Source organism: Burkholderia sp. b14, from assembly GCF_900156195.1.
Lineage (GTDB): Bacteria > Pseudomonadota > Gammaproteobacteria > Burkholderiales > Burkholderiaceae > Mycetohabitans.
In genome coordinates, this window is record NZ_FTPJ01000003.1 from 1800455 (window position 1) to 1826428 (window position 25974).

General features: G+C 60.8%; 23 protein-coding genes and 2 pseudogenes. 22 read left to right on the forward strand and 3 right to left on the reverse strand.

The features are described 5' to 3' along the window. Positions 1-22 precede the first annotated feature (22 nt). Positions 23-709 (reverse strand): response regulator, encoded by a 687-nt coding sequence (locus tag B0B13_RS12650; protein WP_076785853.1) that lies wholly within the window; start codon positions 707-709, stop codon positions 23-25. Between the two features lie 75 nt (positions 710-784). On the opposite strand from B0B13_RS12650, the gene B0B13_RS12655 reads away from it, so the two are divergent. Beyond that, positions 785-1006 (forward strand): DUF3717 domain-containing protein, encoded by a 222-nt coding sequence (locus B0B13_RS12655; RefSeq protein ID WP_076785854.1) that lies wholly within the window; start codon positions 785-787, stop codon positions 1004-1006. A gap of 31 nt (positions 1007-1037) precedes the next feature. On the opposite strand, the gene B0B13_RS12660 is transcribed toward B0B13_RS12655, so the two are convergent. Beyond that, on the reverse strand, positions 1038-1340 hold the full coding sequence (locus B0B13_RS12660; protein WP_076785855.1) for a 4a-hydroxytetrahydrobiopterin dehydratase: 303 nt from the start codon (positions 1338-1340) through the stop codon (positions 1038-1040). After that, positions 1337-1864, reverse strand: a complete 528-nt coding sequence (locus B0B13_RS12665) for a class IV adenylate cyclase (RefSeq protein ID WP_076796736.1) — start codon at positions 1862-1864, stop codon at positions 1337-1339. Before B0B13_RS12665 ends, B0B13_RS12660 begins: the two co-directional genes overlap by 4 nt. A gap of 265 nt (positions 1865-2129) precedes the next feature. Here B0B13_RS12665 and B0B13_RS12670 point away from each other — a divergent pair, with 265 nt between their 5' ends. The 21 genes and pseudogenes from B0B13_RS12670 (at position 2130) to B0B13_RS12770 (ending at position 25600) form a co-directional block, all read left to right on the forward strand. Then, the gene (locus tag B0B13_RS12670; protein WP_076785857.1) at positions 2130-3005 is read left to right on the forward strand and encodes a helix-turn-helix domain-containing protein; all 876 of its coding nucleotides are present in this window, start codon (positions 2130-2132) and stop codon (positions 3003-3005) included. Positions 3006-4164: 1159 nt separating this feature from the next. Continuing rightward, a complete protein-coding gene (locus B0B13_RS20095) occupies positions 4165-4458 on the forward strand; it encodes a hypothetical protein (protein ID WP_076796737.1) in 294 nt (97 codons plus the stop codon). Then, positions 4406-4869: pseudogene (locus B0B13_RS20100) on the forward strand (ABC transporter ATP-binding protein C-terminal domain-containing protein); the annotation flags it as partial. The gene B0B13_RS20095 and the pseudogene B0B13_RS20100, both read left to right, overlap by 53 nt. A 53-nt stretch (positions 4870-4922) precedes the next feature. Further along, a pseudogene (locus B0B13_RS12685) lies at positions 4923-5618 on the forward strand (ABC transporter ATP-binding protein). Positions 5619-5941: 323 nt separating this feature from the next. Continuing rightward, positions 5942-7951 carry a tRNA uridine-5-carboxymethylaminomethyl(34) synthesis enzyme MnmG gene (mnmG, locus tag B0B13_RS12690; RefSeq protein ID WP_076796738.1) on the forward strand — a complete coding sequence of 670 codons (2010 nt, stop codon included), beginning with the start codon at positions 5942-5944 and terminating at the stop codon, positions 7949-7951. After that, on the forward strand, positions 7948-8658 hold the full coding sequence (gene rsmG, locus B0B13_RS12695) for a 16S rRNA (guanine(527)-N(7))-methyltransferase RsmG (RefSeq protein WP_076796739.1): 711 nt from the start codon (positions 7948-7950) through the stop codon (positions 8656-8658). The genes mnmG and rsmG overlap by 4 nt, the downstream gene beginning before the upstream one ends. Before the next feature lie 68 nt (positions 8659-8726). After that, a complete protein-coding gene (locus B0B13_RS12700) occupies positions 8727-9497 on the forward strand; it encodes a ParA family protein (RefSeq protein WP_076787542.1) in 771 nt (256 codons plus the stop codon). 69 nt (positions 9498-9566) lie between these two features. Next, positions 9567-10457 (forward strand): ParB/RepB/Spo0J family partition protein, encoded by an 891-nt coding sequence (locus B0B13_RS12705; RefSeq protein ID WP_076787544.1) that lies wholly within the window; start codon positions 9567-9569, stop codon positions 10455-10457. Between the two features lie 104 nt (positions 10458-10561). Beyond that, positions 10562-11671 (forward strand): SLC13 family permease, encoded by a 1110-nt coding sequence (locus B0B13_RS12710; RefSeq protein ID WP_076787546.1) that lies wholly within the window; start codon positions 10562-10564, stop codon positions 11669-11671. A 220-nt stretch (positions 11672-11891) separates the two neighbouring features. Next, positions 11892-12431, forward strand: a complete 540-nt coding sequence (locus B0B13_RS12715; RefSeq protein ID WP_076785862.1) for an ATP synthase subunit I — start codon at positions 11892-11894, stop codon at positions 12429-12431. Between the two features lie 51 nt (positions 12432-12482). Continuing rightward, the gene (atpB, locus tag B0B13_RS12720) at positions 12483-13331 is read left to right on the forward strand and encodes a F0F1 ATP synthase subunit A (RefSeq protein ID WP_076796740.1); all 849 of its coding nucleotides are present in this window, start codon (positions 12483-12485) and stop codon (positions 13329-13331) included. Between the two features lie 61 nt (positions 13332-13392). Further along, positions 13393-13662 (forward strand): F0F1 ATP synthase subunit C, encoded by a 270-nt coding sequence (atpE, locus tag B0B13_RS12725; protein ID WP_041752938.1) that lies wholly within the window; start codon positions 13393-13395, stop codon positions 13660-13662. Positions 13663-13783: 121 nt separating this feature from the next. Continuing rightward, entirely contained in the window at positions 13784-14254 is a 471-nt protein-coding gene (locus B0B13_RS12730; RefSeq protein WP_076785864.1) for a F0F1 ATP synthase subunit B, read from the forward strand. A gap of 2 nt (positions 14255-14256) precedes the next feature. Then, positions 14257-14805 carry a F0F1 ATP synthase subunit delta gene (locus B0B13_RS12735; protein WP_076796741.1) on the forward strand — a complete coding sequence of 183 codons (549 nt, stop codon included), beginning with the start codon at positions 14257-14259 and terminating at the stop codon, positions 14803-14805. A 66-nt stretch (positions 14806-14871) separates the two neighbouring features. Further along, positions 14872-16413: a F0F1 ATP synthase subunit alpha gene (gene atpA, locus B0B13_RS12740; RefSeq protein ID WP_076785866.1), complete on the forward strand. Its 1542-nt coding sequence runs from the start codon at positions 14872-14874 to the stop codon at positions 16411-16413. Positions 16414-16492: 79 nt separating this feature from the next. Further along, on the forward strand, positions 16493-17377 hold the full coding sequence (atpG, locus tag B0B13_RS12745) for a F0F1 ATP synthase subunit gamma (protein WP_076796742.1): 885 nt from the start codon (positions 16493-16495) through the stop codon (positions 17375-17377). 71 nt (positions 17378-17448) lie between these two features. Continuing rightward, entirely contained in the window at positions 17449-18840 is a 1392-nt protein-coding gene (gene atpD / locus B0B13_RS12750; RefSeq protein WP_076785868.1) for a F0F1 ATP synthase subunit beta, read from the forward strand. A 105-nt stretch (positions 18841-18945) separates the two neighbouring features. Further along, entirely contained in the window at positions 18946-19371 is a 426-nt protein-coding gene (locus B0B13_RS12755; protein ID WP_076796743.1) for a F0F1 ATP synthase subunit epsilon, read from the forward strand. Between the two features lie 213 nt (positions 19372-19584). Further along, positions 19585-21315 carry an AMP-binding protein gene (locus B0B13_RS12760; RefSeq protein WP_076796744.1) on the forward strand — a complete coding sequence of 577 codons (1731 nt, stop codon included), beginning with the start codon at positions 19585-19587 and terminating at the stop codon, positions 21313-21315. Between the two features lie 449 nt (positions 21316-21764). Further along, positions 21765-22853: a uroporphyrinogen decarboxylase gene (hemE, locus tag B0B13_RS12765; RefSeq protein ID WP_076787548.1), complete on the forward strand. Its 1089-nt coding sequence runs from the start codon at positions 21765-21767 to the stop codon at positions 22851-22853. Between the two features lie 455 nt (positions 22854-23308). Then, positions 23309-25600, forward strand: a complete 2292-nt coding sequence (locus B0B13_RS12770) for a primosomal protein N' (protein WP_076797327.1) — start codon at positions 23309-23311, stop codon at positions 25598-25600. Positions 25601-25974 lie beyond the last annotated feature (374 nt).

Genomic DNA, 25974 nt, shown 5'->3' on the forward strand with positions numbered 1-25974 from the left:
CGGCGTAGACTCTTGGCAGCAGTCACGGATTCTGGCGGATTTCCTGAAGCAGGTAGCCGAAGCCGCGCACGGTCACGATTTCAACGCGGCAATGCTCAAGCTTCTTGCGTACGCGGTGCACATAGACCTCGATCGCCGTGTCGCCGAGGTCGCCGCCGAAGTGCGTCAGGTGGTCCTGCAACTGCGCCTTGCTGACCACGCGCCCGTGGCGCAACAGCAGCATCTCAAGCACCGCGAACTCGCGCGGCGACAACTCGAGCGGCTTGTCGTCGTTGAAGATGCGCCGATCGACGCCGGATAGCCTCAGGCCGCCGAGGCTTACCTCCGGACGCGGCATGTCGCCATGCGACCCGCTGCGGCGCATGATCGCACGGATCCGGGCCTCGAGTTCGGCCGGCTCGAACGGTTTGATCATGTAGTCGTCGGCGCCGCTGTTCAAGCCCTGCACGCGGTCGTCCAATTCGTCGCGGGCGGTTAGCACGATGACCGGCGTATGGCGATTCGTCTGCCTGAATCGCGCCAGCAACGTCATGCCGTCGATGCCCGGCAAACCCAAATCGAGAATCACAAGTTCATGCCGGTTCTGTGTCAAGGCCTGTTCCGCAAAAATGCCGTCGTGGACCATGTCCACCGTAAAGCCCGCCTGCTCTAGGCTGCTCTGGATACCCCGTGCGATGGGGCGGTCATCTTCGATCAGGAGAAGTCGCATGAAAGTCGCTCAAGTACAATGGGTTGGACCGCCTGCCGGGGCGACAAGGCCCCGCGTTTTGCACAAGGGCCCGCGATGTCCAATATCTCGATTCACGAACTGGAAGCTGCAATCAACTACTGGCGTGCTCGCTCGCCGTCCACCGGTGATGAATTGCGCCTGGGCAACGAGGCGAGCGCGTTATCGAAACCTTATGCGCTTTTGATTGTAACGCGTCAGCACGCCATTCCGGAGGACGCGCTAGACCCCGTGGCGCGCGAGGCGTGGCAGGCTTACATACGGTTGAACGGGCGCTGACATTTGTGAAAGGCAGCGCCCGCGCGAGCCTTTAACAGCATGACGCGCCGACGATCGAATCGATGAAGCCGGCCAGCTCGACGTCACGCGTGGTGATGCCGCCTGCCTCGTGCGTGGCCAGTGTGATCTCGACCCGATTGTAGACATTGAACCATTCCGGATGATGGTTCATTTCCTGCGCCTTGATCGCCACACGAGTCATGAAGCCGAACGCCGCGTTGAAGTCGGCGAACTGCAACTTGCGCTGAATCGCGTCACGGCCGCTGACCGGCTGCCATGCGGGCAATGTCGAGCCGAGCTTCGAGCGCTCGTCGGCGCTGAGTTTCTGGATCATGTCGTCACTTGTTTCTGCAGCAGGTCAACATAGGCATGCGGCACGAGGTCTGTGTCGGATACACCCAGCTTGCCGAAGATATCGAGTGCTTCAGCTTCGCCACCCGCCTCCTCGTCATCCTGTGCGAGCACGACTTCAAGTTCGACGAAATCACCTAGGCTGTCGACGCGATCCAGATGGATCCGGGTGCGGCCGGCCAGGTAGACGGTGCGCTCCTTTGTGACGATGCCGCTCGTGCCCAGTGCCGCAGCTAGGAGCGCATGCGTGGCGTGCGGATTCGCGACCGGACAGCGCTGGTAGAACGACACCTTTGGACCATCGCGGTCATCGCGTTGGTAGAAGATCAACTCGGCTGGCGTGCCATCCTCGAACTGCCGTAGTTTCAGCCTGCCGCGCGGCACATCGTAGAAGTGATCCTGCTGGCGGTACACCAACGGGGCGTCGCCGTTGGCGAGCGCCGCCGCGCGCTCGCGCAGCGCGTCGATGTTCGGAATCCGGGCCTTCATTTCGATGTTACGTGCCATTGATCTCTCCACGACGATGGGTGCGGTAAATGGCCGAACGGCGCTTGCCGCGCGGCTGCTCATGCAGCTTAGCGTATCATCGTGTCATTGTGCCCATTGTTGTTCGACTAGTCGCAGCGCAGCAGCAATCGCTGGCTCGTGGTGGCGCCGGCGAGTATGACTACATCATTGTGGGGGCGGGCACGCCATGCTGCATGCTGGCGAACCGGTTCTCGGTGGATCCGGGCATCCGGGCCGGGGGTCGAGCAGATGATCCAGACATGACATGTTTTCAAGCGAAGACAAGATTTCAGAAGAGTCGCTGGCGATTGCCATGCGAATTCATGATTTACTGAACCGCCATGGTGTTGGCAAACGCCAACATGCGGCGGAGGTACAGCGCATCCTTGGGCTAAGTTATTCGCAGGCTCACCGGAAGATGAAGGGCGCCAATCCGTGGACCATTGCGCAGGTCAAGGCTGTGGCGCAAGCGTATGGTGAATCTGCGGCGATGCTGCTCGATGGGCTGGACTCAGGCGAGCCGGTTGGGGCGCTGGCCGCGAAGATGCAAGAAGCGGTGTTTTATGTGGGAGATGCTGAGTATCGTTGCCTAGCCGATATTGGAGAGAGGGCGCATGACGTATCGGGGCTGGAGTTCGTTGCGCTAAGGGAGGGCAGTCGCTGGAAGGTGTATCCGGTGGAGTCGGCACCGGGTGGCGACTATTTCGTGGTGGAGCAGATACTGATTCGCCCTCGTGACGCGCCTGAGTCGAGCCCGGTCATTGCGATAGTGGACGATGATCCGCTATTGACCGCAGAGATGTGCTCGTATTTCCATTCGCATGGCTATATTGCCCGGCCGTACAATACGGAGGCCACGTTCCGCGCGGCGCTTGGGGAGAATGTGTTCGACGGGTTCATCGTTGACTGGCTACTGGAGACGGGCACGGCCGAAGCGATTATCCAGTCGATCCGTCAGTCGCGTCACGGCGACGCACCCATTTTGCTGCTCACGGGCAAGCTGGTGACAGGCGAGGCGAACGAGGATGAGGTGGCGCGGGTTATTCAGCAATACGACGTGAAACCCTTTGAAAAGCCGGCGCGACTGAATTGGGTGGCCGTGGAACTGGCGCGTCGGCTCAAGGTGGGGGGCCATCCATAACAAACGAGCCGCTGCGCAACAAACAGTGCCGGGGGAAAACCGCTTGCCGTGCAACACGGCAAGCGGCAGCGACGCCGCACGGAAATGGCGCGGCGATGAATTCGACCCGCACCTGGGGCACGGTTCCATTCATGCACTGATCGGACCCAACGGCACCGGCAAGACCACTTGTTTCAACGCTAACCCAATTTCGCTGGAAAGGGTGCATGGGAGCTTGCCTGTGCACGCCGCCCATCGCGGGCGACAGAGGGCACAGAGGACGTCTGCGTGGCTGTACCGTGCGTTGCGACTGCAACAGCGGTGTGGCGTATCACGGCGATGCAATGGGGGCACCTATTTCGAGCGTCATGCACCACTAGGGTAAATGCTAGTTGTTACTGGGGAAGTGATTGTTTAATCTTCAAACCGTTCGACGCACCGCATTGCAGGTGGAGAATGAGGAGACAAGTGGCGTAAAGCGCCCGAAAACGAAAGCGCTGTTGGATAAGTGTCCAACAGCGCTTTTTATTTGCACCGTCTATTAATATTTATTAGACAATTGCGCGGTCGCCGATTGTATGTCAGCCACGATTCAAGAGGCCGTGTCACGCGGTGTGACTGTTGCGTGTGCCGGGCGCGGTCACCATCATGATGACTGTTACGATCGTGCCCGGACTGCGCCTACCCTGCGCCGGCGGCCGCACCTGTCGTCACGATCGCGCTTGCCGCAGCCGCGCTGCACTGCCGCACTCGCTATGCAAAATTACATAACCGGCCGGTTGGGTATAGCGAGCCTGACGTGGACCAACTCGATTGTCTGATGCGCGGCAGCGGCGTGCGGGCGAAGCCGGTGTACGTTCGATCACTGTGCACGATGCGGTATTAGCGTAACGGGCGTATGGAGAATCGCGAAATGGAGGAAAGCGTGAGATCTGTTCGACTTAAAGGCGTGCACCGATTCGCCGTCTTTTCTGCGTCGTCGACGGACGATGCAATGTATGCGCAACATGCCCATTCGCCTGCTGAGTGTCGGGGAAACGACGCGCGGTTTTTCCGAAATAATATTAATAATTTAAATAAATAGCCAATCAACGGCATATGCGCGCGCATACGGAGCCGCGACTTTGCCGCTATAGGCCTATGCGACTGCGTTCCTGGCTATCCGCTATGGGATCTCGCCATGGATCGGCTTGGTGGCGGCGTCGCCATCACGGCGCTGGCCGCGCTGGCGATCGGCGCCCTCATGATGCGGATGTCCGGGCACTTCCTGCCGCTGAGTACGATTGCTTGGGGCCTTTCGCTGTTCTGCCTGCTCGGCAATATGGAATTGCTGGTCAAGTACGACGGGATCAACGGTATCCCGGCGCTCGAGTTGTTCGGTTGGATACTGGATAGTGGCCGCAGCATCTACTACCTGATTTGGCGACCATCTGCATGGAACGACCGGCGTATGGCGCAGTATCACGAAAATTGAAACGCGCGGACGAGATGCGCTTGCGGGGTGAAGCGGCGATGCATATCAAGCGCGTGGGGCTGAAGAAGCAGATGTATGACGAAGCTGGCAGCCTCGCCCTGGCCAAAAACGGATTTTGAAAATTGCCGGCGCGTTGTGCTACAACCTAATGCGGCTGCTGGACGAGCCGGCAGCCGGGCTTGCAATATCAGAAAAAAACAGTAGTTTGCCGAGTTATTGCGTCGCCTCAAGACTGAAGACGTGAGCGTGTTACTGGTCGAGCACGGCATGGATTGCGTGATGAACTTGACCGACCATTGGGTCATCATGGAATTCGGGACGAAGATCGCAGTGGGATTGCCCAGCGAAGTGCAAGCGGACCCCGTAGTGCTCGAAGCGTATTTGGGGATAGAGTCCGAAGGCCACCGGTAACAATCCGGATAAAACCATCCTCGACGTGTCGCATTTGACGTGCACTATGCAAGATCGACGCGCTGCGCGATACGTACATCAAGGTGGGCGCGGGGCAGAACGTTACGGTCATCGGGCGGATGGCGCGGGCAAGTCCACGTTGCTAACGCTATCATGGGATCGTTGCCAAAAACGGGCCACGCTCAGGGCTTGATTCGCTATCTGGGCGAAGACGTCAACGGCATCGAGGTGGAGCGCCGCGTCGCGCGTAGCACGTGTTTGGTGCTGGAAAAGCGCGAGTTGTTTGTGTTGATGACGGACGAGGGTAACCTGTTGCTTGTGCCTATCGACGCAAGCGTGCCGGAGACGCCACTACCTGGATCAGACCGAGCCGGTTTTCAGCTTGTTCTTCCGGCTCAAGGAGCGGCGCAAGCAAGCCGCGGGCACGCTGTCCGGCGGGGGAGCGACAAATGTTGGCAGTGAGCCCGCGCGTTGATGGGCAAGCCCGATCTGTTGATGCTCGACGAGCCTAGCCTAGGATTGGCGCCGCTGATCACGAAGGAGTCTTGCATATCATCGCGAACCTGCGCAGGACCGGCGTGGCGACGTTGTTGATTGAGCAGAACGTGCACGCCGCGTTGCAGACGCCCGACTACGACTACATGATAGAGACTGGCGACTTGGTGTGGGAAGGCCCTGCGGTATCGCGTGCGTTGAATCCACGCATGATTGCGACCTACTTGGACCCTGCCAAGGAGACCGCAGCGTAGCGTTTCTTCGCGACCGGCTTCGCGGCTAGGGCCGGTGCGGTGGGGACGCAGAGAAGGGGATACGGGCTAACAAGGTCGCCGGAGTCGTCCGGTGGCTTTGTCGTTTTCGGCGCAAACCCTTGGGGCGCAATGCTGTGGGCATCCAGTCAGCGCCGCTTCGCCCAGGGTGGGGCGATAATTCATAGTTGTTTCACGTGAAACACGACGCTTTTTTCACGCATAGGTCGTGCGGGTTAATTCACTAGCGTGGCTGAGCCGCTATAATTCGCTGATTCCCTTATCTCTTTGCAGGGGCGCGCACGGTTGTTCGGCGCGTCATCATCATGCTTTACCCCACCGAATTTGATGTCATTGTGGTTGGCGGCGGACATGCCGGCACCGAAGCCGCGCTTGCTTCCGCCCGGATGGGCGCGAAGACGTTGCTGCTGACCCATAACATCGAGACGCTTGGCCAGATGAGTTGCAATCCCTCGATTGGGGGTATTGGGAAAGGACATCTGGTTAAGGAGGTCGATGCTTTAGGTGGAGCAATGGCGGCTGCCACCGATGAAGCCGGAATCCAATTCCGTATTCTCAATTCGTCCAAAGGCCCCGCCGTTCGAGCGACTCGCGCACAAGCCGACCGTATCTTGTACAAGGCGGCGATTCGACGCCGTTTGGAAAGTCAACCGAACCTGTGGTTGTTCCAGCAATCCGTCGACGACTTGATTATCGAAGGCGACTGTGTAGCAGGTGCTGTCACGCAGGTCGGCATTCGCTTCCGTTCTCGTGCGGTTGTCTTGACCGCGGGCACCTTTCTGGACGGCAAAATCCATGTCGGCCTGAACAACTATACGGGCGGTCGCGCCGGCGATCCGGCCGCGGTGTCGCTGTCAGCGCGCCTGAAGAAACTGAAGCTACCACAGGGACGATTGAAGACCGGCACACCGCCCCGGATCGATGGCCGATCCATCGATTTCTCGAAGCTGGAAGAGCAGCCGGGTGATTTGGATCCAATCCCGGTATTCTCGTTTCTAGGTTGCGTCGATCAGCACCCGCGGCAAGTGCCGTGCTGGGTGACGCATACGAACGCGCGGACGCACGAGATCATCCGTAATGGTCTGGATCGCTCACCGATGTACGCTGGCGTGATCGAAGGTGTAGGCCCCCGCTATTGCCCCTCGATCGAGGACAAAATTCATCGATTTGCCACCAAGGACTCCCATCAAATTTTTTTGGAGCCGGAAGGGCTGACGACGAACGAGTTCTATCCGAATGGTGTCTCGACCAGCTTGCCGTTCGACGTGCAACTGGACCTGATTCGTTCGATGAAAGGTCTCGAGCACGCTCATATCCTGCGACCGGGCTATGCAATCGAATATGATTATTTCGATCCGCGGGCACTGAAGGCATCGCTGGAGACGAAGGCGATCACAGGATTGTTTTTTGCCGGACAAATTAACGGAACGACCGGGTATGAAGAAGCCGCCGCTCAGGGGCTACTGGCGGGCATCAATGCAGGGCGCTTTGTGCAACAGCGCGATGCATGGGTGCCCCGTCGCGACCAGGCGTACTTGGGTGTGCTCGTCGACGATCTTGTGACGCGGGGCGTCTCCGAGCCTTACCGCATGTTCACCAGCCGGGCTGAATACCGGTTGAGCCTGCGCGAAGACAACGCCGATATGCGGCTGACGGAAATCGGCCGGGAATTGGGTGTCGTCGACGACACGCGGTGGGAGGCATTCTCGCGTAAACGCGATGCTGTTTCACGTGAAACAGCCCGTTTGAAGTCGATATGGGTCAATCCTAAGACGTTGCCACAGGAGGACGCGATTGCGTTGCTGGGCAAGCCGATCGACCATGAATACAGCCTGGCGGATTTGTTGCGTCGTCCTGGAGTAGGCTACGACGGCTTGATGGCACTGCAGGCCAGCCGCTATGCGCCACCCGACGTATTGGTCGACGATCCGGGGCTACTCGAGCAGGTCAAGTACCAGATCGAGATCGGGATCAAGTATCAAGGCTATATCGAGCGACAAGCAGGCGAAATCGAGCGAAACGAAGCGCATGAGAACACCCGGCTGCCGGCGAACTTGGATTACGCGCAGGTCCGCGGGTTGTCGTTCGAGGTCCGCCAAAAGCTGAATCATCATCGTCCTGAAACTATCGGCCAAGCCTCACGGATTTCCGGCGTGACACCCGCGGCCATTTCGCTGTTGATGGTTCATCTGAAGAAAGGTCTGGGTCGCTCGACACCGAAAAAAAGCGCGGTGGCGGCGAATACCCCTCTCACTGAATCGGAAGCCGTCGATGCCACAACGGGCGCTTCCTCCACTCGGTCTACCGCGCAATGATCCGTACCGGGAATGGAGCAGTTCGCAACACGCCCGAAGACTTCGCGGCGCAACGGCCCGAGCTTGAGCGATTGTTGCGTAGTGGTGCCACTGAGTTGGGCGTTCCGCTGTCGGAAGGGCAGATCGGCGGATTGTTGGACTATGTCGGCTTGTTGGCGAAATGGAATGCGGTCTACAACCTGACGGCGATCCGCGAGCCGCGCCAAATGGTGATCCAGCACCTGCTCGATTCGCTGGCGATCGTGCCGCATATCGCGTCCCGTTCGCCAGCGTCGTTGCTTGATGTCGGTTCGGGCGGTGGTCTGCCTGGGATCGTGATCGCGCTCGCTATGCCGTTCTGCGACGTAGTGACCAACGATATCGTGCACAAGAAAACCGCATTTCAGCAGCAAGCCAAGGGATGCTTGCGCTTGCCGAACCTGTCTATCGTGACCGGCCGCGTGCAGACGTTGCGTGCTGAGACTGACGTACCGGGTCGATTCAATGCGATCGTATCGCGCGCGTTCGCGGAGTTGGCCGATTTTGTTACGCTCGCTCGGCATTTGGTCACGCCAGGCGGCGCGTTGTGGGCCATGAAGGGCGTTCGTCCGGATGAGGAGATCGCTCGGTTGCCGGCCGGCGCGATAGTGCGCCAGGTCATTCGTCTGACTGTTCCGTCGCTCGATGCCGAGCGTCATCTTGTTGAAATAGCTGTGGAGCCTGAATGAGCGATGCTGACAACACCCTGGCCGAGTCGCGCGTGGTGAACGCGACCAGTCCCGCAGGCCAGCAAGCCGTGGCCAAAATCTTTTGTATCGCGAACCAGAAGGGCGGAGTTGGCAAGACTACGACGTCGGTTAACCTCGCCGCGAGCCTGGTGATGCAGGGACAGCGCGTGTTGCTGATCGATCTCGATCCACAAGGCAACGCGACGATGGGCAGTGGCGTGGACAAGGCCAATTGCGATAACACTGTCTATGAGGTACTGGTCGACGGCGTGGCGATCGCCGATGCCTGCACCCGCGCGCCGACGTCGGGATACGACGTGTTACCGGCAAATCGTGAGCTTGCGGGCGCCGAAGTCGAACTCGTGAGCGCGCCGCAACGCGAGCGACGACTCAAGGACGCGCTAGCTAAGGTCGCCGATGCTTACGACTTCGTGCTGATCGACTGCCCGCCGGCATTATCGTTGCTGACTCTGAATGGTTTGTGCGCAGCACATGGTGTAATCATCCCGATGCAGTGCGAGTACTTCGCGCTCGAGGGATTGTCCGACCTGGTCAATACCATCAAGCAGATTCACGCGAACCTGAATCGCGAGTTGACCGTGATTGGCCTGCTGCGGGTCATGTTCGATCCACGAATCACGCTGCAACAGCAGGTATCAGACCAATTGAAGCAGCATTTTGGCGACAAGGTATTCAATGCGGTGATTCCGCGCAATGTCCGGTTGGCCGAGGCGCCTAGCTATGGGATGCCGGGCATCGTATTCGATGGTGCGTCACGGGGCGCCCAGGCATACCTGCAATTCGGTGCAGAAATGATTGAGCGCGTGCGTGCGCTATAGGGCCTGTTTGCGCATGGACAGGTCGGGTGAAACAGGCGTCGCGGCGAAGCCGTGTCGTGAGGGACGATGATGAACGCAGCAGCAGTCAAGAAGAAGGGATTGGGCCGGGGCCTCGATGCACTGCTTGGGGGCAGTGCCGACATTACCGAGGCCGTCAAGCAGCAGGGCTTGCCGAGCGTGCTGCCGCTGGACCGGCTGCAACCCGGCAAATACCAGCCGCGCACGCAGATGGACGAAGGTGCATTACAGGAGCTTGCTGCGAGCATCCGCGCGCAGGGGTTGATGCAGCCAATTCTGGTGCGACCGGTGGCGGCGCAGCGCTACGAGATCATTGCCGGGGAGCGGCGCTTTCGCGCGGCACGGCTCGCTGGCCTCGACGAGGTGCCGGTGCTGGTCAAGCAGGTCGCGGACGAAGCGGCGGCCGCGATGGCGCTGATCGAGAATATTCAGCGCGAGGATCTTAATCCGCTCGAGGAGGCGCAGGGCATCCAGCGACTGCTCGACGAATTCAAGTTCACGCACGAGCAAGCAGCCGAGTCGCTCGGACGTTCGCGTAGCGCGGTGTCGAACCTGCTGCGGCTGCTCAATCTGGCACAGCCGGTTCAGACCATGCTGCTGGCGGGCGATCTCGACATGGGACATGCCCGGGCACTGTTGGCAGTGGATGGTGCGACTCAGATTACGTTGGCGAACCAGGTGGTCAACCACCGATTGTCGGTCCGTGAAACGGAGAAGCTGGTTGCGGCCACCGCCAAGGAGACACCGCCATCGGCCAAGCGGGCGAGCCAGGAGCGCAGCCGTGACATCATGCGGCTCGAAGAGGAGGTGTCTGACCTGGTCGCGGCCACGGTCAGGATTAAGATGGGCCGACGTGGCCGTGGGCAGCTGACAATCGACTTTGGCAGCCTCGATGCATTGGATGGCATCCTGGCACGCCTGCGTCGCGACGCGACTGCGTGAAGCTGCCTCACCAGGAGTCGTCGCGCCTCGTGCAACGCGAGCAGGGCGCTGGTTCCGCGCAGCCCGACGCTGTGCTACGCAGCACGGGCGCCGCCTATCGCCGGATCCGTCGCGTCATCGTGGCAGTGCGTCGCGGGTTTGCTAAGGAGCCCATACTGACGACGCTGGTCGCTGCGTTCGTACTATTGCAGTGCGTTCACCCGCAGCCCTGGCGCACCATGCCGGCCCAAGTCGACTGGCAAACCGTGATGACGCTGGCCGGTCTGCTGATGCTGGCCAAAGCGGTCGAATATTCAGGATTTCTGACATGGGCGTCGCATCGCCTGGTGCGTCGTATCCATAGTGAACGTGGCCTCGCGTTGTGGCTCGTGCTGCTCGCCGCCGGCTTGTCAACGCTGCTCACCAATGACGTTGCGTTATTTGTGGTTGTTCCTTTGATGCTGTCGCTGCATGCGCTCGTGCCGCTGCCCGTCGGCCGCCTGGTGGTCCTCGTGGCTTTGGCGGTCAATGCCGGCTCCATCCTGACGCCGTTCGGCAATCCGCAGAACCTGTTCCTGTGGCAGCGCAGCGGCGAGTCGTTCCTCGCGTTCATCGTCGCGCTTGCGCCGCTGTGCGCCGCGCTGATGGCCGTGCTGGTGGCATTGACGCTGGTGACCTGCCGCTCGCGGCCATTGGTCCTGTCGCGTGATCCATTGCCGGGCATGCTTGATTGGCCGTTGTTCTGCGCCGCCGCGGTCTCGTTTGCCGGCTTCGTGGCGCTGGCCGACGCACATCATGCCGGAATCGGTCTTGCGTTGGTGGCACTGGGCTTGGGGGCGTGGCGGCGCGACATCGTGATGCGCATCGACTGGCTGTTGCTACTGATCTTCGTGCTGATGTTCGTCGTGCTGCGCAGTGCCGCGTCGTTGCCGACCGTGCACCAGCTGCTAGCGGGCGCTGATCTCACGCGGCCGGGGCCAGCTTACCTTGCCGGCGCACTGGTGTCGCAGCTCGTTAGCAATGTGCCGGCTGCGATCATGCTCGCCGAGTTCTCGCAGAATTGGCGCGCGCTCGCATTCGGCGTCAGCGTTGGCGGCTTTGGCATCGCGATCGGTTCGCTGGCGAACCTCGTTGCGATGCGTTTGGTCGGTGCGCATGGCTGCTGGTGGCGCTTTCACGCGATTTCGCTGCCATTTTACGTGCTTGCGTTGCTGTTGGGCGGAGTATTGTTATAGCGCAGGCATGCCCCATGACGCCTGTCCGCGTTAGCGTGCAGTAAGGAAAAACCTGCGGCAAACGATGCAGTGCATCGCTGCACGCCAGGCCGGATGCGCGTGTGCCGGCGGCAATAAAGCCTTGAATACGCTGCAACAATCGCTTACAATCGCCCGGATTTATCAGCTTGCCTACCCTGAAAGGCGCGCGTAAGCGTGGTGGGGCTGCAGAGGATTTGTGATGACAACCGGCGTACCGGAAAACGAGCGTGATCCGGCCGTTGCGTCGGGTTCGACGCCATCGCCTTGCAAGCCATCAAACCGGCCCGCCACTGCGCGCAACGATCGGGACGACGAGCTGGAAGATAACGACATCGTTCCGCTCACCCGGGGCGAAGCCGAACGTATGTTCGGGCCGCAGGTGAGCCGTCCATCGCGTGTCACGCCGACAAAGGTCGTGGCAGCGCAAATGGTTGTATCCCTGGCAGCGGCGCTCGCGTGGTGGCTGTTTTCAAAGTCGCCGGGTCATGCTGCGCTGTCCGCGGTGTTGGGCGGGGCGATATGCTGGGTGCCGAGTGCGTTGTTCGCGGCACGCCTGAGGAGAAAGGGCAGCACCGAGAGCATTCTTGCCTGGGTGCTGGGCGAGGCGGTCAAGATCGCATCGACGGTCGCGATGTTTGTTGCGACCGCGATGCTGTATCGGAACGTCCACTGGCTGGCGCTGCTTGTCACCTACCTCATTGCGCTGAAAACGTACTGGCTCGCGCTGGCATGGCGCTGAGCGGTGCGGTACCCGACGAAGCAGGTTTTCGATTTATTGGATTGACACGTCATGGCCGCTAGCGCAGGAACGCATCTGGATCCGTCCGAGTATATCCAGCACCACTTACAGAATTTCGCGACGAAGCACCAGACTTCGATCGTTGACTTTTCGATCATCAACCTCGACACGTTGTTCTGGTCGATTGCGATGGGATTTGTCACGATCGTGATATTGGCGATGGCTGCGCGCGCCGCGACACCAGGTGTTCCGGGCCGTTTCCAATGCGCGATCGAAATGCTGGTCGAGATGGTCGAGGACCAGTCCAAGGCAATCGTCCATGGCAATCGTCGCTTTATCGCCCCGCTGGCGTTGACCGTGTTTGTCTGGGTTGCGTTGATGAATTCGCTGGACTTTATTCCGGTCGACCTGCCGGGCCGCATCATCGAATGGATCGGCCTGTCGAACACGATTTCACATCATCGGCTCGTGCCGACCGCCGACTTGAACGGCACGCTGGGTATCGCGCTCGGCGTGCTCGTGCTGATGTTGTATTACAACGTGAAGATCAAGGGGCCCGGCGGTTTTGTACGTGAGCTAGTGTCGGCGCCATTCGGCTCGAACCCGTTGCTTTGGTTGCCGAACCTGTTGCTTAACCTCATCGAGTTTCTCGCGAAGACCGTTTCGCTCGGCATGCGGTTGTTTGGGAACATGTACGCAGGCGAACTGCTGTTCTTGCTGATCGCGCTGCTAGGCAGTATCTGGAGCTTTGGTGCGGACACCACGGTGCTCGGCTTTGTCGGTCACGTGCTGGCTGGCAGCATCTGGGCGATTTTCCACATCCTGATCGTGCTGTTACAAGCCTTCATTTTCATGATGCTGACGTTGGTTTACCTCGGCCAGGCACATGACGCCCACTAAAGCGCCCCCGGCCTAACAAGTTCAGATTTTCAGTTCTCAAGTCTTTTAAAAAGGAGTGATCATGCAAGCTTTCATCGCCAACATCCAAGGTCTGACCGCCATCGGTATCGGCATCATCATTGGCCTGGGTGCGATCGGTGCCTGCCTCGGTATCGCGTTGATGGGTGGCAAGTACATCGAAGCGTGCGCGCGCCAGCCGGAATTGATGAACCCGCTGCAGACCAAAATGTTCCTGCTTGCAGGTCTGATCGACGCGGCGTTCCTGATCGGTGTCGGTGTGGCCATGCTGTTTGCGTTTGCGAACCCACTGCTGTCCAAGCTCGCTGGCTAAGGTTTTCGGTTACCACGCGCCGCATGATGCGCGGCGTATTGAAGAAACGGGCGCGAGCTTCGCTAGATCCTGCGAACGCGCCCGCTTTCCATTCCGGCAAAGCTATCGTTAAGGAAACACCGTGAATCTGAACGCAACTTTGATTGCGCAAATGGTCGTGTTCCTGGTCCTCGCGTGGTTCACGATGAAGTTCGTGTGGCCACCGCTGATCAGCGCGCTCGACGAACGTGCGAAGAAGATCGCCGATGGGCTGGCCGCCGCCGACAAGGGCAAGACGGAACTTGAGGCGGCACACAAGCGGATCGACCAGGAGTTGGCGAATGCGCGCAACGAAGGGCAGCAGCGCATCGCGGAGGCGGAAAAGCGCGCGCAGCTCATGGCCGACGAGGTCAAACGCAACGCCCAAGCTGAAGCGGCGCGGATCATCGCGCAAGCGAAGGCCGAAGCCGAGCAACAAGTGGTCAAGGTCCGCGACGCGTTGCGCGGCGATGTAGCCGCATTGGCGGTCAAGGGTGCTGAGCAGATCTTAAGGCGCGAAATCGACCAGAACGCGCACGCCGAACTGCTGAACCAACTGAAAGCCGAGCTCTGATCATGGCCGAACTAGCAACCATCGCCCGTCCGTACGCCGAGGCGCTGTTTGGCGTAGCGTCGACCGATCGAGCCGCCGATCTGGCCGCCTGGTCTGCACTGGTGCAGGAGTTGGCGCAGGTTGCGCGTCTTCCCGAGGTGCTGTCGATTGTATCGAGCCCGAAGGTGGGCCGCCAGCAAGTCGTCGACGTGCTACTTGCCGCGCTGAAGTCGCCGGCAAAGGACTCGTCTGCCGCGAAGAACTTTGTGCAGTTGCTGGTGGAAAACCACCGGGTTCAGTTGCTGCCCGAAATCGCTGCCCAGTTCGATGCATTGAAGAATGCACACGAAGGTGCGGCCGACGTGACCATCGAGAGTGCGTTTGCGCTGGACGGGCAGTCGCTTGCCGATCTGGTCGCGGCGCTTGAGCGCAAGTTCCAGCGCAAGCTGAAGCCGGCGGTAAAGCTCGAGCCTGCACTGATCGGCGGCGTGCGGGTGACGGTCGGTGACGAAGTGCTCGATACCTCGGTCCGCGCGCGGCTCGCGGCGATGCAAACGGCGTTGACCGCATAACCGAATTGCGATCCGCCAGCGTCAAGCCAACGCGACGCGCAACAGAATTGAACATCAGGAGCGATTATGCAACTCAACCCCTCTGAAATCAGCGAGCTGATCAAGAGCCGGATCCAGGGACTGGAGGCCGACGCTGACGTCCGCAATCAGGGAACTGTGGTCTCCGTGACCGACGGTATCGTCCGCATCCACGGTCTGTCGGATGTGATGCAAGGCGAAATGCTGGAGTTTCCGGGCAACACGTTCGGCTTGGCGCTGAATCTGGAGCGCGACTCGGTCGGCGCGGTGATTCTCGGTGAATTCGAGCACATCTGCGAAGGCGACACGGTCAAGACGACGGGCCGCATCCTTGAGGTGCCGGTCGGTCCGGAACTGATCGGCCGCGTCGTCGATGCGCTGGGCAACCCAATCGATGGCAAGGGTCCGATCAACGCGAAGACCACCGATGCGATCGAAAAGATCGCGCCGGGCGTGATCTGGCGTAAGTCGGTGTCCGAGCCGGTGCAGACCGGCTTAAAGTCGATCGATTCGATGGTGCCCATCGGCCGTGGCCAGCGCGAGCTGATCATCGGCGACCGCCAGACCGGCAAGACCGCCGTGGCCGTTGACGCGATCATCAACCAAAAGGGCAAGAACCTGACGTGTATTTACGTCGCGATCGGCCAGAAAGCGTCGTCGATCATGAACGTCGTGCGCAAGCTCGAAGAGCATGGCGCGATGGACTACACAATCGTCGTGGCCGCCTCGGCATCCGACTCCGCCGCGATGCAATTCATCGCGCCGTACGCCGGCTGCACGATGGGCGAATACTTCCGCGATCGCGGCCAGGACGCGCTGATTATCTATGATGACCTGACCAAGCAAGCGTGGGCGTACCGCCAGATCTCGCTGCTGCTGCGTCGTCCGCCAGGCCGCGAAGCGTATCCTGGCGACGTGTTCTATCTGCACTCGCGTCTGCTTGAGCGGGCGGCCCGCGTGTCCGAAGAATATGTCGAGAAGTTGACGAACGGCGAAGTGAAGGGCAAGAGCGGCTCGCTGACCGCGCTGCCGGTGATCGAGACGCAGGCCGGTGACGTGACTGCGTTCGTGCCGACCAACGTCATCTCGATTACCGACGGCCAGATCTTCTTGGAAACCGATTTGTTCAATGCCGGTATTCGTCCCGCGATCAACGCCGGTATCTCGGTGTCACGCGTTGGTGGCGCGGCACAGACGAAGGTGATCAAGAAGCTGTCCGGCGGCATCCGTACTGACTTGGCACAGTACCGCGAGCTTGCGGCGTTCGCACAGTTTGCATCGGACCTGGACGAAGCGACCCGTAAGCAACTCGAGCGTGGCCGTCGCGTGACGGAACTGCTCAAGCAGCCGCAGTATCAGCCGCTACAGGTTTGGGAGCTGGCGGTCGCGCTGTTCGCCGCGAACAACGGCTACCTAGACGACCTGGAAGTGAAGCACGTGCTGCCGTTCGAAAAGGGCCTGGGCGAGTTTCTAAAAACCAGTCATGCCGCGCTGATTAAGCGTATCGAAGACAACAAGGACTTAGCGAAGGACGATGAAGCTGCGTTGCATGCGGCGATCAAGGACTTCAAAAAGTCCGGCGCTTACTGATCTCGGGAATGCGGACAGAATGCGGCCTGCATCGTGCGCCGTCACGACGGGCCGCGCCGCTTCGGACAAGGAGTAAGCAATGGCTGGCATGAAGGAAATCCGCGGCAAGATCAAGAGCGTGCAGAACACGCGCAAGATCACCAAGGCGATGGAAATGGTGGCCGCGTCGAAGATGCGACGCGCGCAGGAACGCATGCGGGCGGCTCGTCCGTACGCCGACAAGGTTCGCGATATTGCCGCGCATATGAGCGAGGCGAATCCGGAGTATCGTCATCCGTTCATGGTGAAGAACGTCAGCGCGAAGACGGCGGGCGTCATCGTGGTGACCACCGACAAGGGCTTGTGCGGCGGCATGAACACGAACGTGCTGCGTGCGCTGGTGCAGAAGTTCAAGGACCTCGACGCACAGGGTATCAAGACCGAGTCAACCGCAATCGGCGGCAAGGGCCTTGCCTTTTTGAACCGCTTCGGCGGCAAGGTCGTGTCGCAGGTCACGCATCTGGGTGATACCCCGCATTTGGAGAAGTTGATCGGCGCGATCAAGGTCCAGCTCGACCGGTATTCGCAAGGCGAGTTGTCGGCGGTGTACCTGGCTTACACACGTTTCGTCAATACGATGAAGCAGGAGCCGGTGATCGAGCAACTGCTGCCGTTGACCGACGAACGTTTCGATAAACGCGCAGAGGAGGGCCCGACGCCGAAGTCGTCGTGGGACTACCTCTACGAGCCCGATGCGCAGGCGGTGGTCGATGACCTGCTGGTGCGCTATGTGGAAGCGCTGGTGTACCAAGCTGTGGCCGAAAACATGGCGTCCGAGCAATCGGCACGGATGGTGGCGATGAAGGCGGCATCCGACAACGCGAAGACGGTGATCAACGACCTGCAGCTCGTCTACAACAAGAGCCGTCAGGCAGCGATCACGAAGGAACTGTCGGAGATCGTCGGCGGTGCGGCGGCGGTCTGAGCCACGCCTGGACAAAGCTCGGAACCACGCGCTGCGCGCGGGGAAAGAATCAAGTATCTAAAGGAAATGCGATGAGTACTACTGCTTTGGTAGAAGGCAAGATCGTACAGTGCATCGGCGCCGTTATCGACGTGGAGTTCCCGCGCGAGCAGATGCCGAAGATCTACGACGCACTGATTCTGGAAGGCAGCGATCTGACGCTCGAAGTCCAGCAGCAACTCGGCGACGGCGTCGTGCGTACGATCTGTTTGGGATCGTCCGAAGGCTTGCGCCGTGGGCTGACGGTAAAGAACACGGGCAACCCGATTACCGTGCCAGTCGGCACGCCGACGCTCGGCCGGATTATGGACGTGCTCGGCCGGCCGATCGATGAAGCGGGCCCGATCTCGCACGAGAACACGCGCTCGATCCATCAGAAGGCCCCGGCATTCGACGAACTGTCGCCATCGACGGAGCTGCTTGAAACGGGCATCAAGGTGATCGACCTGATTTGCCCGTTCGCAAAAGGCGGAAAGGTGGGTCTGTTCGGCGGCGCCGGCGTGGGCAAGACCGTGAACATGATGGAGTTAATCAACAACATCGCGAAGGAGCACGGCGGTTACTCCGTGTTCGCCGGTGTCGGTGAGCGGACCCGCGAAGGGAACGACTTCTATCATGAAATGAAGGACTCGAACGTCCTGGACAAGGTTGCGCTGGTGTACGGCCAGATGAACGAGCCGCCGGGCAACCGCCTGCGCGTGGCGTTGACGGGCCTGACGATGGCCGAGCACTTCCGTGACGAAGGCCGTGACGTGCTGTTCTTCGTCGACAACATCTACCGGTTTACGCTGGCGGGTACGGAAGTGTCGGCGCTGCTGGGCCGGATGCCATCCGCGGTGGGCTACCAGCCGACGCTCGCCGAGGAAATGGGCAAGCTGCAAGAGCGCATCACATCGACGAAGGCCGGCTCGATTACGTCGGTGCAGGCCGTGTATGTTCCAGCGGATGACTTGACCGATCCGTCGCCGGCGACCACGTTCGGCCACTTGGATGCCACCGTCGTGTTGTCGCGTGACATCGCGTCGCTCGGTATCTACCCGGCGGTCGACCCGCTCGATTCGACGTCGCGCCAGATTGACCCGAACGTGATTGGCGAGGAGCACTATAAGATTACGCGCAGCGTGCAGCAGACGCTGCAACGCTTCAAGGAACTGCGCGACATCATCGCGATTCTCGGGATGGACGAACTGTCGCCGGAAGACAAGCTCACGGTGGCTCGTGCGCGTAAGATCCAGCGCTTCCTGTCACAGCCGTTCCACGTGGCAGAAGTGTTCACGGGCTCGCCTGGCAAATACGTGCCATTGAAGGAAACGATCCGCGGCTTCAAGATGATCGTCGATGGCGAATGCGATCATCTGCCGGAGCAGGCGTTCTATATGGTGGGTACGATCGACGAAGCCTTCGAGAAGGCAAAGAAGATCTAATCGGTCGGGTGTTCGTAGCAGGGAGGCGTCCTCTTGTTGAGGGCGCCGGGATAGTCAAAACTGACCGTTCTTACCCCAGCGATTCACGCTCAACCAGGAGTCGATATGGCAACCATCAAAGTAGACGTCGTCAGCGCCGAGGAAAGTATTTTCTCGGGACACGCGAGATTCGTCGCGCTGCCGGGCGAAGCGGGTGAACTGGGTATTTTGCCCGGTCACACGCCACTCATCACGCGTATCCGCCCGGGCTCTGTGCGTATCGAGGACGAGAATGGCGACGAGCAGTTCGTGTTCGTTGCCGGCGGCACCCTCGAAGTGCAGCCCGGCGCGGTGACGGTGCTCGCGGACACCGCGATCCGTGGCGCGGAACTGGACGAGGCAAAGGCCGAGCAGGCGCGCAAGCGTGCCGAAGAGGCCTTGCAAAACACCGACTCGAACCTCGAGTACGCTACGGCGCAAGCCGAGCTGGCCTATGCCACTGCTCAACTTGCGGCCATCGCGCAACTGCGTCGTCGTCGCGGACAGCATTGACCCAGACGTAGCTGCGGCAAGCGCGCGGCCACGCCAGTCTGAACGGACCCACATCGAACGATGTGGGTTTTTTTTCGCCTTTTTGAGCGTTGCAGTTGCGCCCGGGTTTCAATCGATGTCCAATGAGATATTGCACGGTCACAATCCGATTGAAAGTTTCCCAATACGTCAACGTTCCCCTGAACGAATCAGAGGATAAAACCGGAGACGATCATGGCCACTGCACTCGCCTTGCCGCCGGCGCAAATCGAGCCCAAGGACGGTTTGTCCTATGTTCGTGGCCGTACCGATGTCTCACTGTCCGGGGCGACGGTGGGCGAGTTCCTTGGGCTGACCGCGCACCGCTTCGCTGACCGTCTTGCCGTCGTGTTCCGGGAGCAGGGCGTGCGCTGGACGTGGCGCGAATTCTCCCAGGAGGTCGACGTGTTGGCTGCCGGGTTGGCGTCGCTGGGCATTGGCAAGGGGGACCGAGTCGGCATTTGGTCGCCGAACCGCGTCGAATGGCTGGTCACGCAGTTTGCGACCGCGCGCATCGGTGCGATTCTCGTCAACATTAACCCCGCTTATCGGCTGGCCGAACTCGACTATGCGTTGAATAAAGTTGGCTGCCGCGCGATTGTGGCCGCGGAGCAATTCAAGACGTCGCGGTATCCCGAAATGCTGCAGACGCTTGCACCGGAACTTGCGCAGCACGCGCCGGGGGAACTGCAGGCAGCGCGCCTGCCCGAGCTGCGCCACGTGATCAAGATGGGCACTGGCCAGACGCCGGGCATGCTTCGCTACGACGATCTGGTGCAGCAAGGACGCAGTCGCCTAAACATGGCGCAGCTCGCCGCGATAAGCGGCAAGCTCGATGCGCATGAGCCGATCAATATTCAGTTCACCAGCGGCACCACCGGCAACCCGAAGGGCGCTACGTTGACCCATCACAACATCGTTAATAACGCGCGCTTTATTGCGAGGTCGATGCGTCTGAGCGAACAAGACCGGTTGTGCATCCCGGTGCCGCTGTATCACTGTTTTGGCATGGTACTCGCGGTGCTCGCCTGTGTGTCCACCGGTGCCGTGATGGTATTCCCGGGGGAAGGATTCGATCCGGCGGCCACGCTTGCCGCAGTGGCGCTCGAGCGCTGCACGGCGCTGCATGGCGTGCCGACGATGTTCATTGCCGAGCTTGACCACCCCGATTTCGAGCAATATGACTTGAGCCAACTGCGCACTGGCATCATGGCTGGCTCACCGTGTCCAATCGAAACGATGAAGCGGGTTGTCGCACGCATGCACCTGGGCGAGCTTACGATTGCGTATGGGATGACCGAGACGAGCCCTGTGTCATTCCAGAGTTCGACGTCAGACCCGCTCGAAAAGCGCACCACGACAGTGGGCCGGATCCAGCCGCACCTGGAGGCGAAGATCATTGATGCGTTGGGCAATATCGTGCCGGTCGGGCAGACCGGTGAGCTTTGCACCAAAGGCTATTCGGTGATGCAAGGCTATTGGGACGACGACAAAAAGACGCGCGAGTCGATCATCGACGGCTGGATGCATACGGGCGACCTGGCGACCCTGGACGCTCAAGGGTACTGCAGTATCGTAGGGCGACTCAAGGACATGGTGATTCGTGGCGGCGAGAACATCTATCCGCGGGAGATCGAGGAGTTCTTATTTCGACATCCGACGATACAGTCGGTGCAGGTCTTCGGGGTGCCGGACGCGCAATATGGCGAGGAGTTGTGCGCCTGGATCGTGTTGCGGCCCGGCGAGACGGCGACCGAACAGGACATCCGGGACTTTTGCCACGGCCAGATCGCTCACTATAAAATCCCGAAATACGTACGATTCGTGTCGGACTTGCCGATGACGGTAACGGGCAAGGTGCAGAAATTTGTGATGCGCGCCAAGATGATCGACGAATTGAAGCTATCGTCGGGAAAGAGCGCGTAGGCAGCCAGCGCGGACAAAAAAAAGCGGGCTCGGAGCCCGCTAAAAACCACACGCTACGGGGTTAGCGCGAGGAGACCATGGGTGGCGTTGCGTTACCGCGTCTGACGCGGCTCCAACAAGGATGCCCCTGTGCAGGAGGGCTTCGGCAGTGCCGACCGGTCTTCACGCGTCGTATCCGCTCATACGACACGTCAGACCACATCCGTGTTGGAACCCATTACAAGCATTTTGGGCGAAACCCGCCATGCGTGGGGTAACAAAGTGTTTCAGGTTGTAACGTCCTTCCGATTGCCATTTGCAAGTGGGTTGTTTTCGTAATCCGACTGTCGCTGCGCGCGTGCGTTGCGGCCTTGTGTTACGGTCGTTCACGTTTTCCACAAGCATTACCCGAATCGTCGATGCGCGGCGCACGTCCGTTAAAATGGTGCTTTTCCCAGGCAGAGCGCACCGTGCCCCACAATCTCGCCAACGACACTTTCCTGCGCGCACTGCGGTGCGAACCGACTGAGTACACGCCGATCTGGTTGATGCGTCAGGCGGGCCGCTATTTGCCCGAGTACAACGCCACACGCGCCCGTGCAGGCAGTTTTCTCGGTTTGGCCAAGCAGCCCGACTACGCGACTGAGGTGACGCTACAGCCACTCGATCGCTACGCGCTCGATGCGGCCATCCTATTCTCGGATATCCTGACGATCCCCGATGCGATGGGGCTGGGGCTCGAATTCACGCCCGGCGAGGGGCCGCGCTTCGCGCGCCCGGTGCGCACCGAGGCCGACGTCGCCCGGCTCGCAGTGCCTGACATCGATGCGACGTTACGCTACGTGACCGATGCGCTTGCGCAGATCCGTCGCGCGTTGACCGGTGCCGACGGCCGCCAGCGCGTGCCGCTGATCGGCTTTTCTGGGTCGCCGTGGACGCTGGCGTGCTACATGGTCGAGGGAGGTGGCAGTGACGACTTCCGTACCGTGAAGTCGATGCTGTATGCCAGGCCCGATCTGATGCATCGGATCCTGGAGGTCAATGCGCGCGCGGTCGCCGATTATCTGAACGCACAGATCGATGCCGGCGCGCAAGCGGTGATGATCTTCGATACCTGGGGCGGCGTGCTGGCCGACCGCATTTACCAGTCGTTTTCACTGCAGTACATGTCCCAGGTCGTCGCGGCGCTCAAGCGCGAACATGACGGCGAGCACGTCCCCGTGATTGCCTTTACCAAGGGCGGCGGGCAGTGGCTTGAGGCCATTGCCGCGAGCGGCGTCGATGCGGTGGGCTTGGACTGGACCGTTGATCTGGCGCGGGCGCGGACGCGAGTGGGCGGCCGGGTTGCCTTGCAAGGCAATCTTGACCCGAACGTGTTGTTTGCCCCGCCCGAGGTGATTCGCGCGCAGGCCCGGCAGGTGCTGGACGCCTACGGCAATCACCCAGGGCACGTATTCAACCTCGGGCATGGCATTTCGCAATTCACGCCAGCGCAGGCGGTCACCGAACTGGTCGACGAAGTACACCAGTACAGCCGCGTGATGCGCGCCGGCGAATGACCGCCGGTCGTTGCGGCAATGCCATAGCGTGGGCGCTGAACGTCCGGGGCCCAGACTCGCGTAAACCGCGGTAGCCGCGACTTGTCAAGATCTGCCGACGGCCACTTATACACAGTTTTTCGCCACCTTTGCTACGCCGTGGATTTTGGTGTAGCACGGTAGCATCATGTGCAGCCTATTTGAATAAGTTATTGATTTGTAAAGAACTCGAATCGAGCCAACACAATGCCCGATTTCGGTGAAAGGCGCGCCACTTGGTCGTTCCACGGCGATGGCTGCGGGTTTTTACACAAAGTTATCCACAGGGTGCCGAGCGACCATGAATTGTTATGATGAATCCATGGCTTAGCGGTGGTTGCGATGTTTTACTTTAACTTCACGATGCCCTGTCCCTTATTTTTGTGACGCTTCGCCGCGCCGGCTCGGACCGCTGTGGCTGCGCCGACACACGACCCATGCAACCGACGCTTTCTCGTTACGTCCGAGTCGCGCTGGACCATCCGCTTTCGGTTCTGTACGACTACCGCTGGACCCTGCCGTTGCAGCCGCTGCCCGGCATGCTCGTGCAAGTGCCATTTGGTCGCCGGCAGACAGTAGGACTGGTCATCGAGGTCGCGGATGAGACTGACGTGCCACAGGATCGATTGCGAGACGTCCAGAGCGCGTGCATCGATTGTCCGCCGCTGAGTGCGGACTGGCTTCAATTGATCGCGTTTGCCGCAGATTACTATCAGCGCGGCCGCGGCGAGGTGGCGTTGCCAGCGTTGCCGCAGGCGTTGCGCGATGCTGCCCGTTGGCCACGGTTGTTCGCCCGCGAGCCGGCTTATCGGCTGACGGCGGCCGGGCGCAACAAGTTGCCTGACGCATTGCCGGCCCGTGCGGCAGCGCTGCGACGGCTTGCCCAAGCATTATTGCGGGCGGACACGCTGGGCGCCGATGAAGCCCGCGTGATACACCCGAAGGCTGTTGCGACGCTCGAGCAGTGGCAGGAGCACGGATGGGTCCACGTGCAATGGCGCGGTGCCGTCGAGGCACTGGAAATGAGCGGCGCGACGCAGCCACCGGGGCGGGCCGGGCATGATGTCTCGTCACAGCTGGACCGGTGCGCGGTGCCCGATCTCAATGCTGAACAGCGTGCGGCGGTCGCGGCGATCGATGCCGCCCGCGGCTTCGCACCGTTCGTACTGCATGGCGTGACCGGCAGTGGCAAAACCGAGGTGTACCTGCACGGCTTAGCTGCCTTGTTCGCCCGCCGGCCCGATGCGCAGGCGCTGGTGATGGTGCCGGAGATCAACCTGACGCCGCAATTCGAAGCGGTGTTCCGGGCGCGTTTTTCGCACTGGCCGGCCACCGCCTTGGTGACCTTGCACAGTGGTCTGGCGGACGGCGAGCGAGCGCGCAATTGGCTGGCGGCGCACGCCGCTGGTGCGCGGATCGTACTGGGCACGCGGATGGCGGTGCTCGCTTCGTTGCCGCGGCTGGCGCTGATTATCGTCGATGAAGAACACGAGCCTGCCTATAAGCAACAAGAAGGGCTGCGCTACTCTGCACGGGACCTGGCGGTGTGGCGAGCCAAACAGTTGGGCCTCCCCGTCGTGCTCGGCTCGGCTACGCCGTCGCTCGAAACATGGTGGCACGCGTGCCAGCGCCGCTATACGACATTGGCATTGTCGCGGCGCGCGGTAGCAGACGCGGCATTGCCCAGGGTCCGGTTAATCGACATGGAGGCGGAGAAACAGGCGGGGCGCCATCGCGCGGACGGGTTGTCGATGCCGCTCGTGAAAGCGTTGCAGGAGCGCTTGGCGCGCGGTGAACAAAGCTTGGTGTTCCTGAACCGCCGCGGCTACGCGCCGGTGCTGGCCTGCGACGCGTGCGGCTGGGTCGCAGGCTGCCCGCGCTGCAGCGCGTATATGGTGCTACACAAGCCCGAGCAGCGCATGCGATGCCATCACTGCGGTGGGGAAAGCCGCATCCCGCGGGCATGCCCGGCGTGTGGCAACGTCGACTTGGCGCCGTTCGGCCGCGGTACGCAGCGTATCGAGGAGGCGCTCGGTGCGGCGGTACCTGGTGCGCGGGTGTTGCGCATCGATGCGGATAGCACGCGGCGCAAGGGCAGTGCACAGACTTTGTTGTCAGGGGTGCACGCCGGCGATGTCGATATCCTGGTCGGCACGCAGATGATCGCGAAGGGACATGACTTCCAACGGGTCACGCTGGTCGGTGTGCTGAATGCGGACGCCGCGTTGTTCTCACATGATTTTCGCGCGGGGGAGCGGCTGTTTGCGCAATTGATGCAAGTCTCGGGCCGGGCCGGTCGGAGCGGCGCCCACGGCGAGGTGCTGATCCAGACCGGGCATGCGCGGCACGCGTTATATGCGGCGCTGGCGCGCCACGATTACGTGGGCTTTGCCGAGACGACACTGGCCGAGCGACGCGACGCGCATCTGCCGCCCTTCGTTTTCCAGGCTTTGCTGCGCGCCGAAGCACGCAGCTTGGACGATGCGCTGCGGTTTCTCAATGAGGCCGCTGCGATACTCGACGCGGTACCCGGCGCCGAGTGCGTGACGCGCTATGATCCGGTGCCGCTGAACATCGTCAAGGTGATGCACGTGCACCGCGCACAACTGCTGCTCGAAAGCGCTTCGCGCGCCGCGCTGCAGCGCACGCTGCGCGCCTGGGTGCCGCGGCTGCGCGAACTTAAGGGGGCGCTACGCTGGAATGTGGAAGTCGATCCGCTAGATATCTAAGCGCGCCTAGCATGACGCCCTATCCTTCGGCGAAGCCGTCGCTTTGCGCGCCGCATCTGACTGGTTCAAATCGCGCGGCAGCGTCGCGACGGCACCTGCACTGGCCGCTCGAAACGGAAAGACAAAACCGCGGAACGCAGAGACAGAACCGGAAGACGGAGACGAGCCGCACCGTCAACGGAGTAGCCGGCTGCGTGCTGTCAGTGCACGTGCTCGGTAACTACTGGGCTGGCCAATGCGTTCCCCGGTGACGGGCGAGCGCCGCAGCGGCGTGTCTGTCGGCGAGCCGATGCGGGTGTACGGTAGTTGTGCCGATTGCCGGCACCGCGACGCCGACGCAAAAAGTCTCGAGCACATCATGGCAGGCCTCTCCG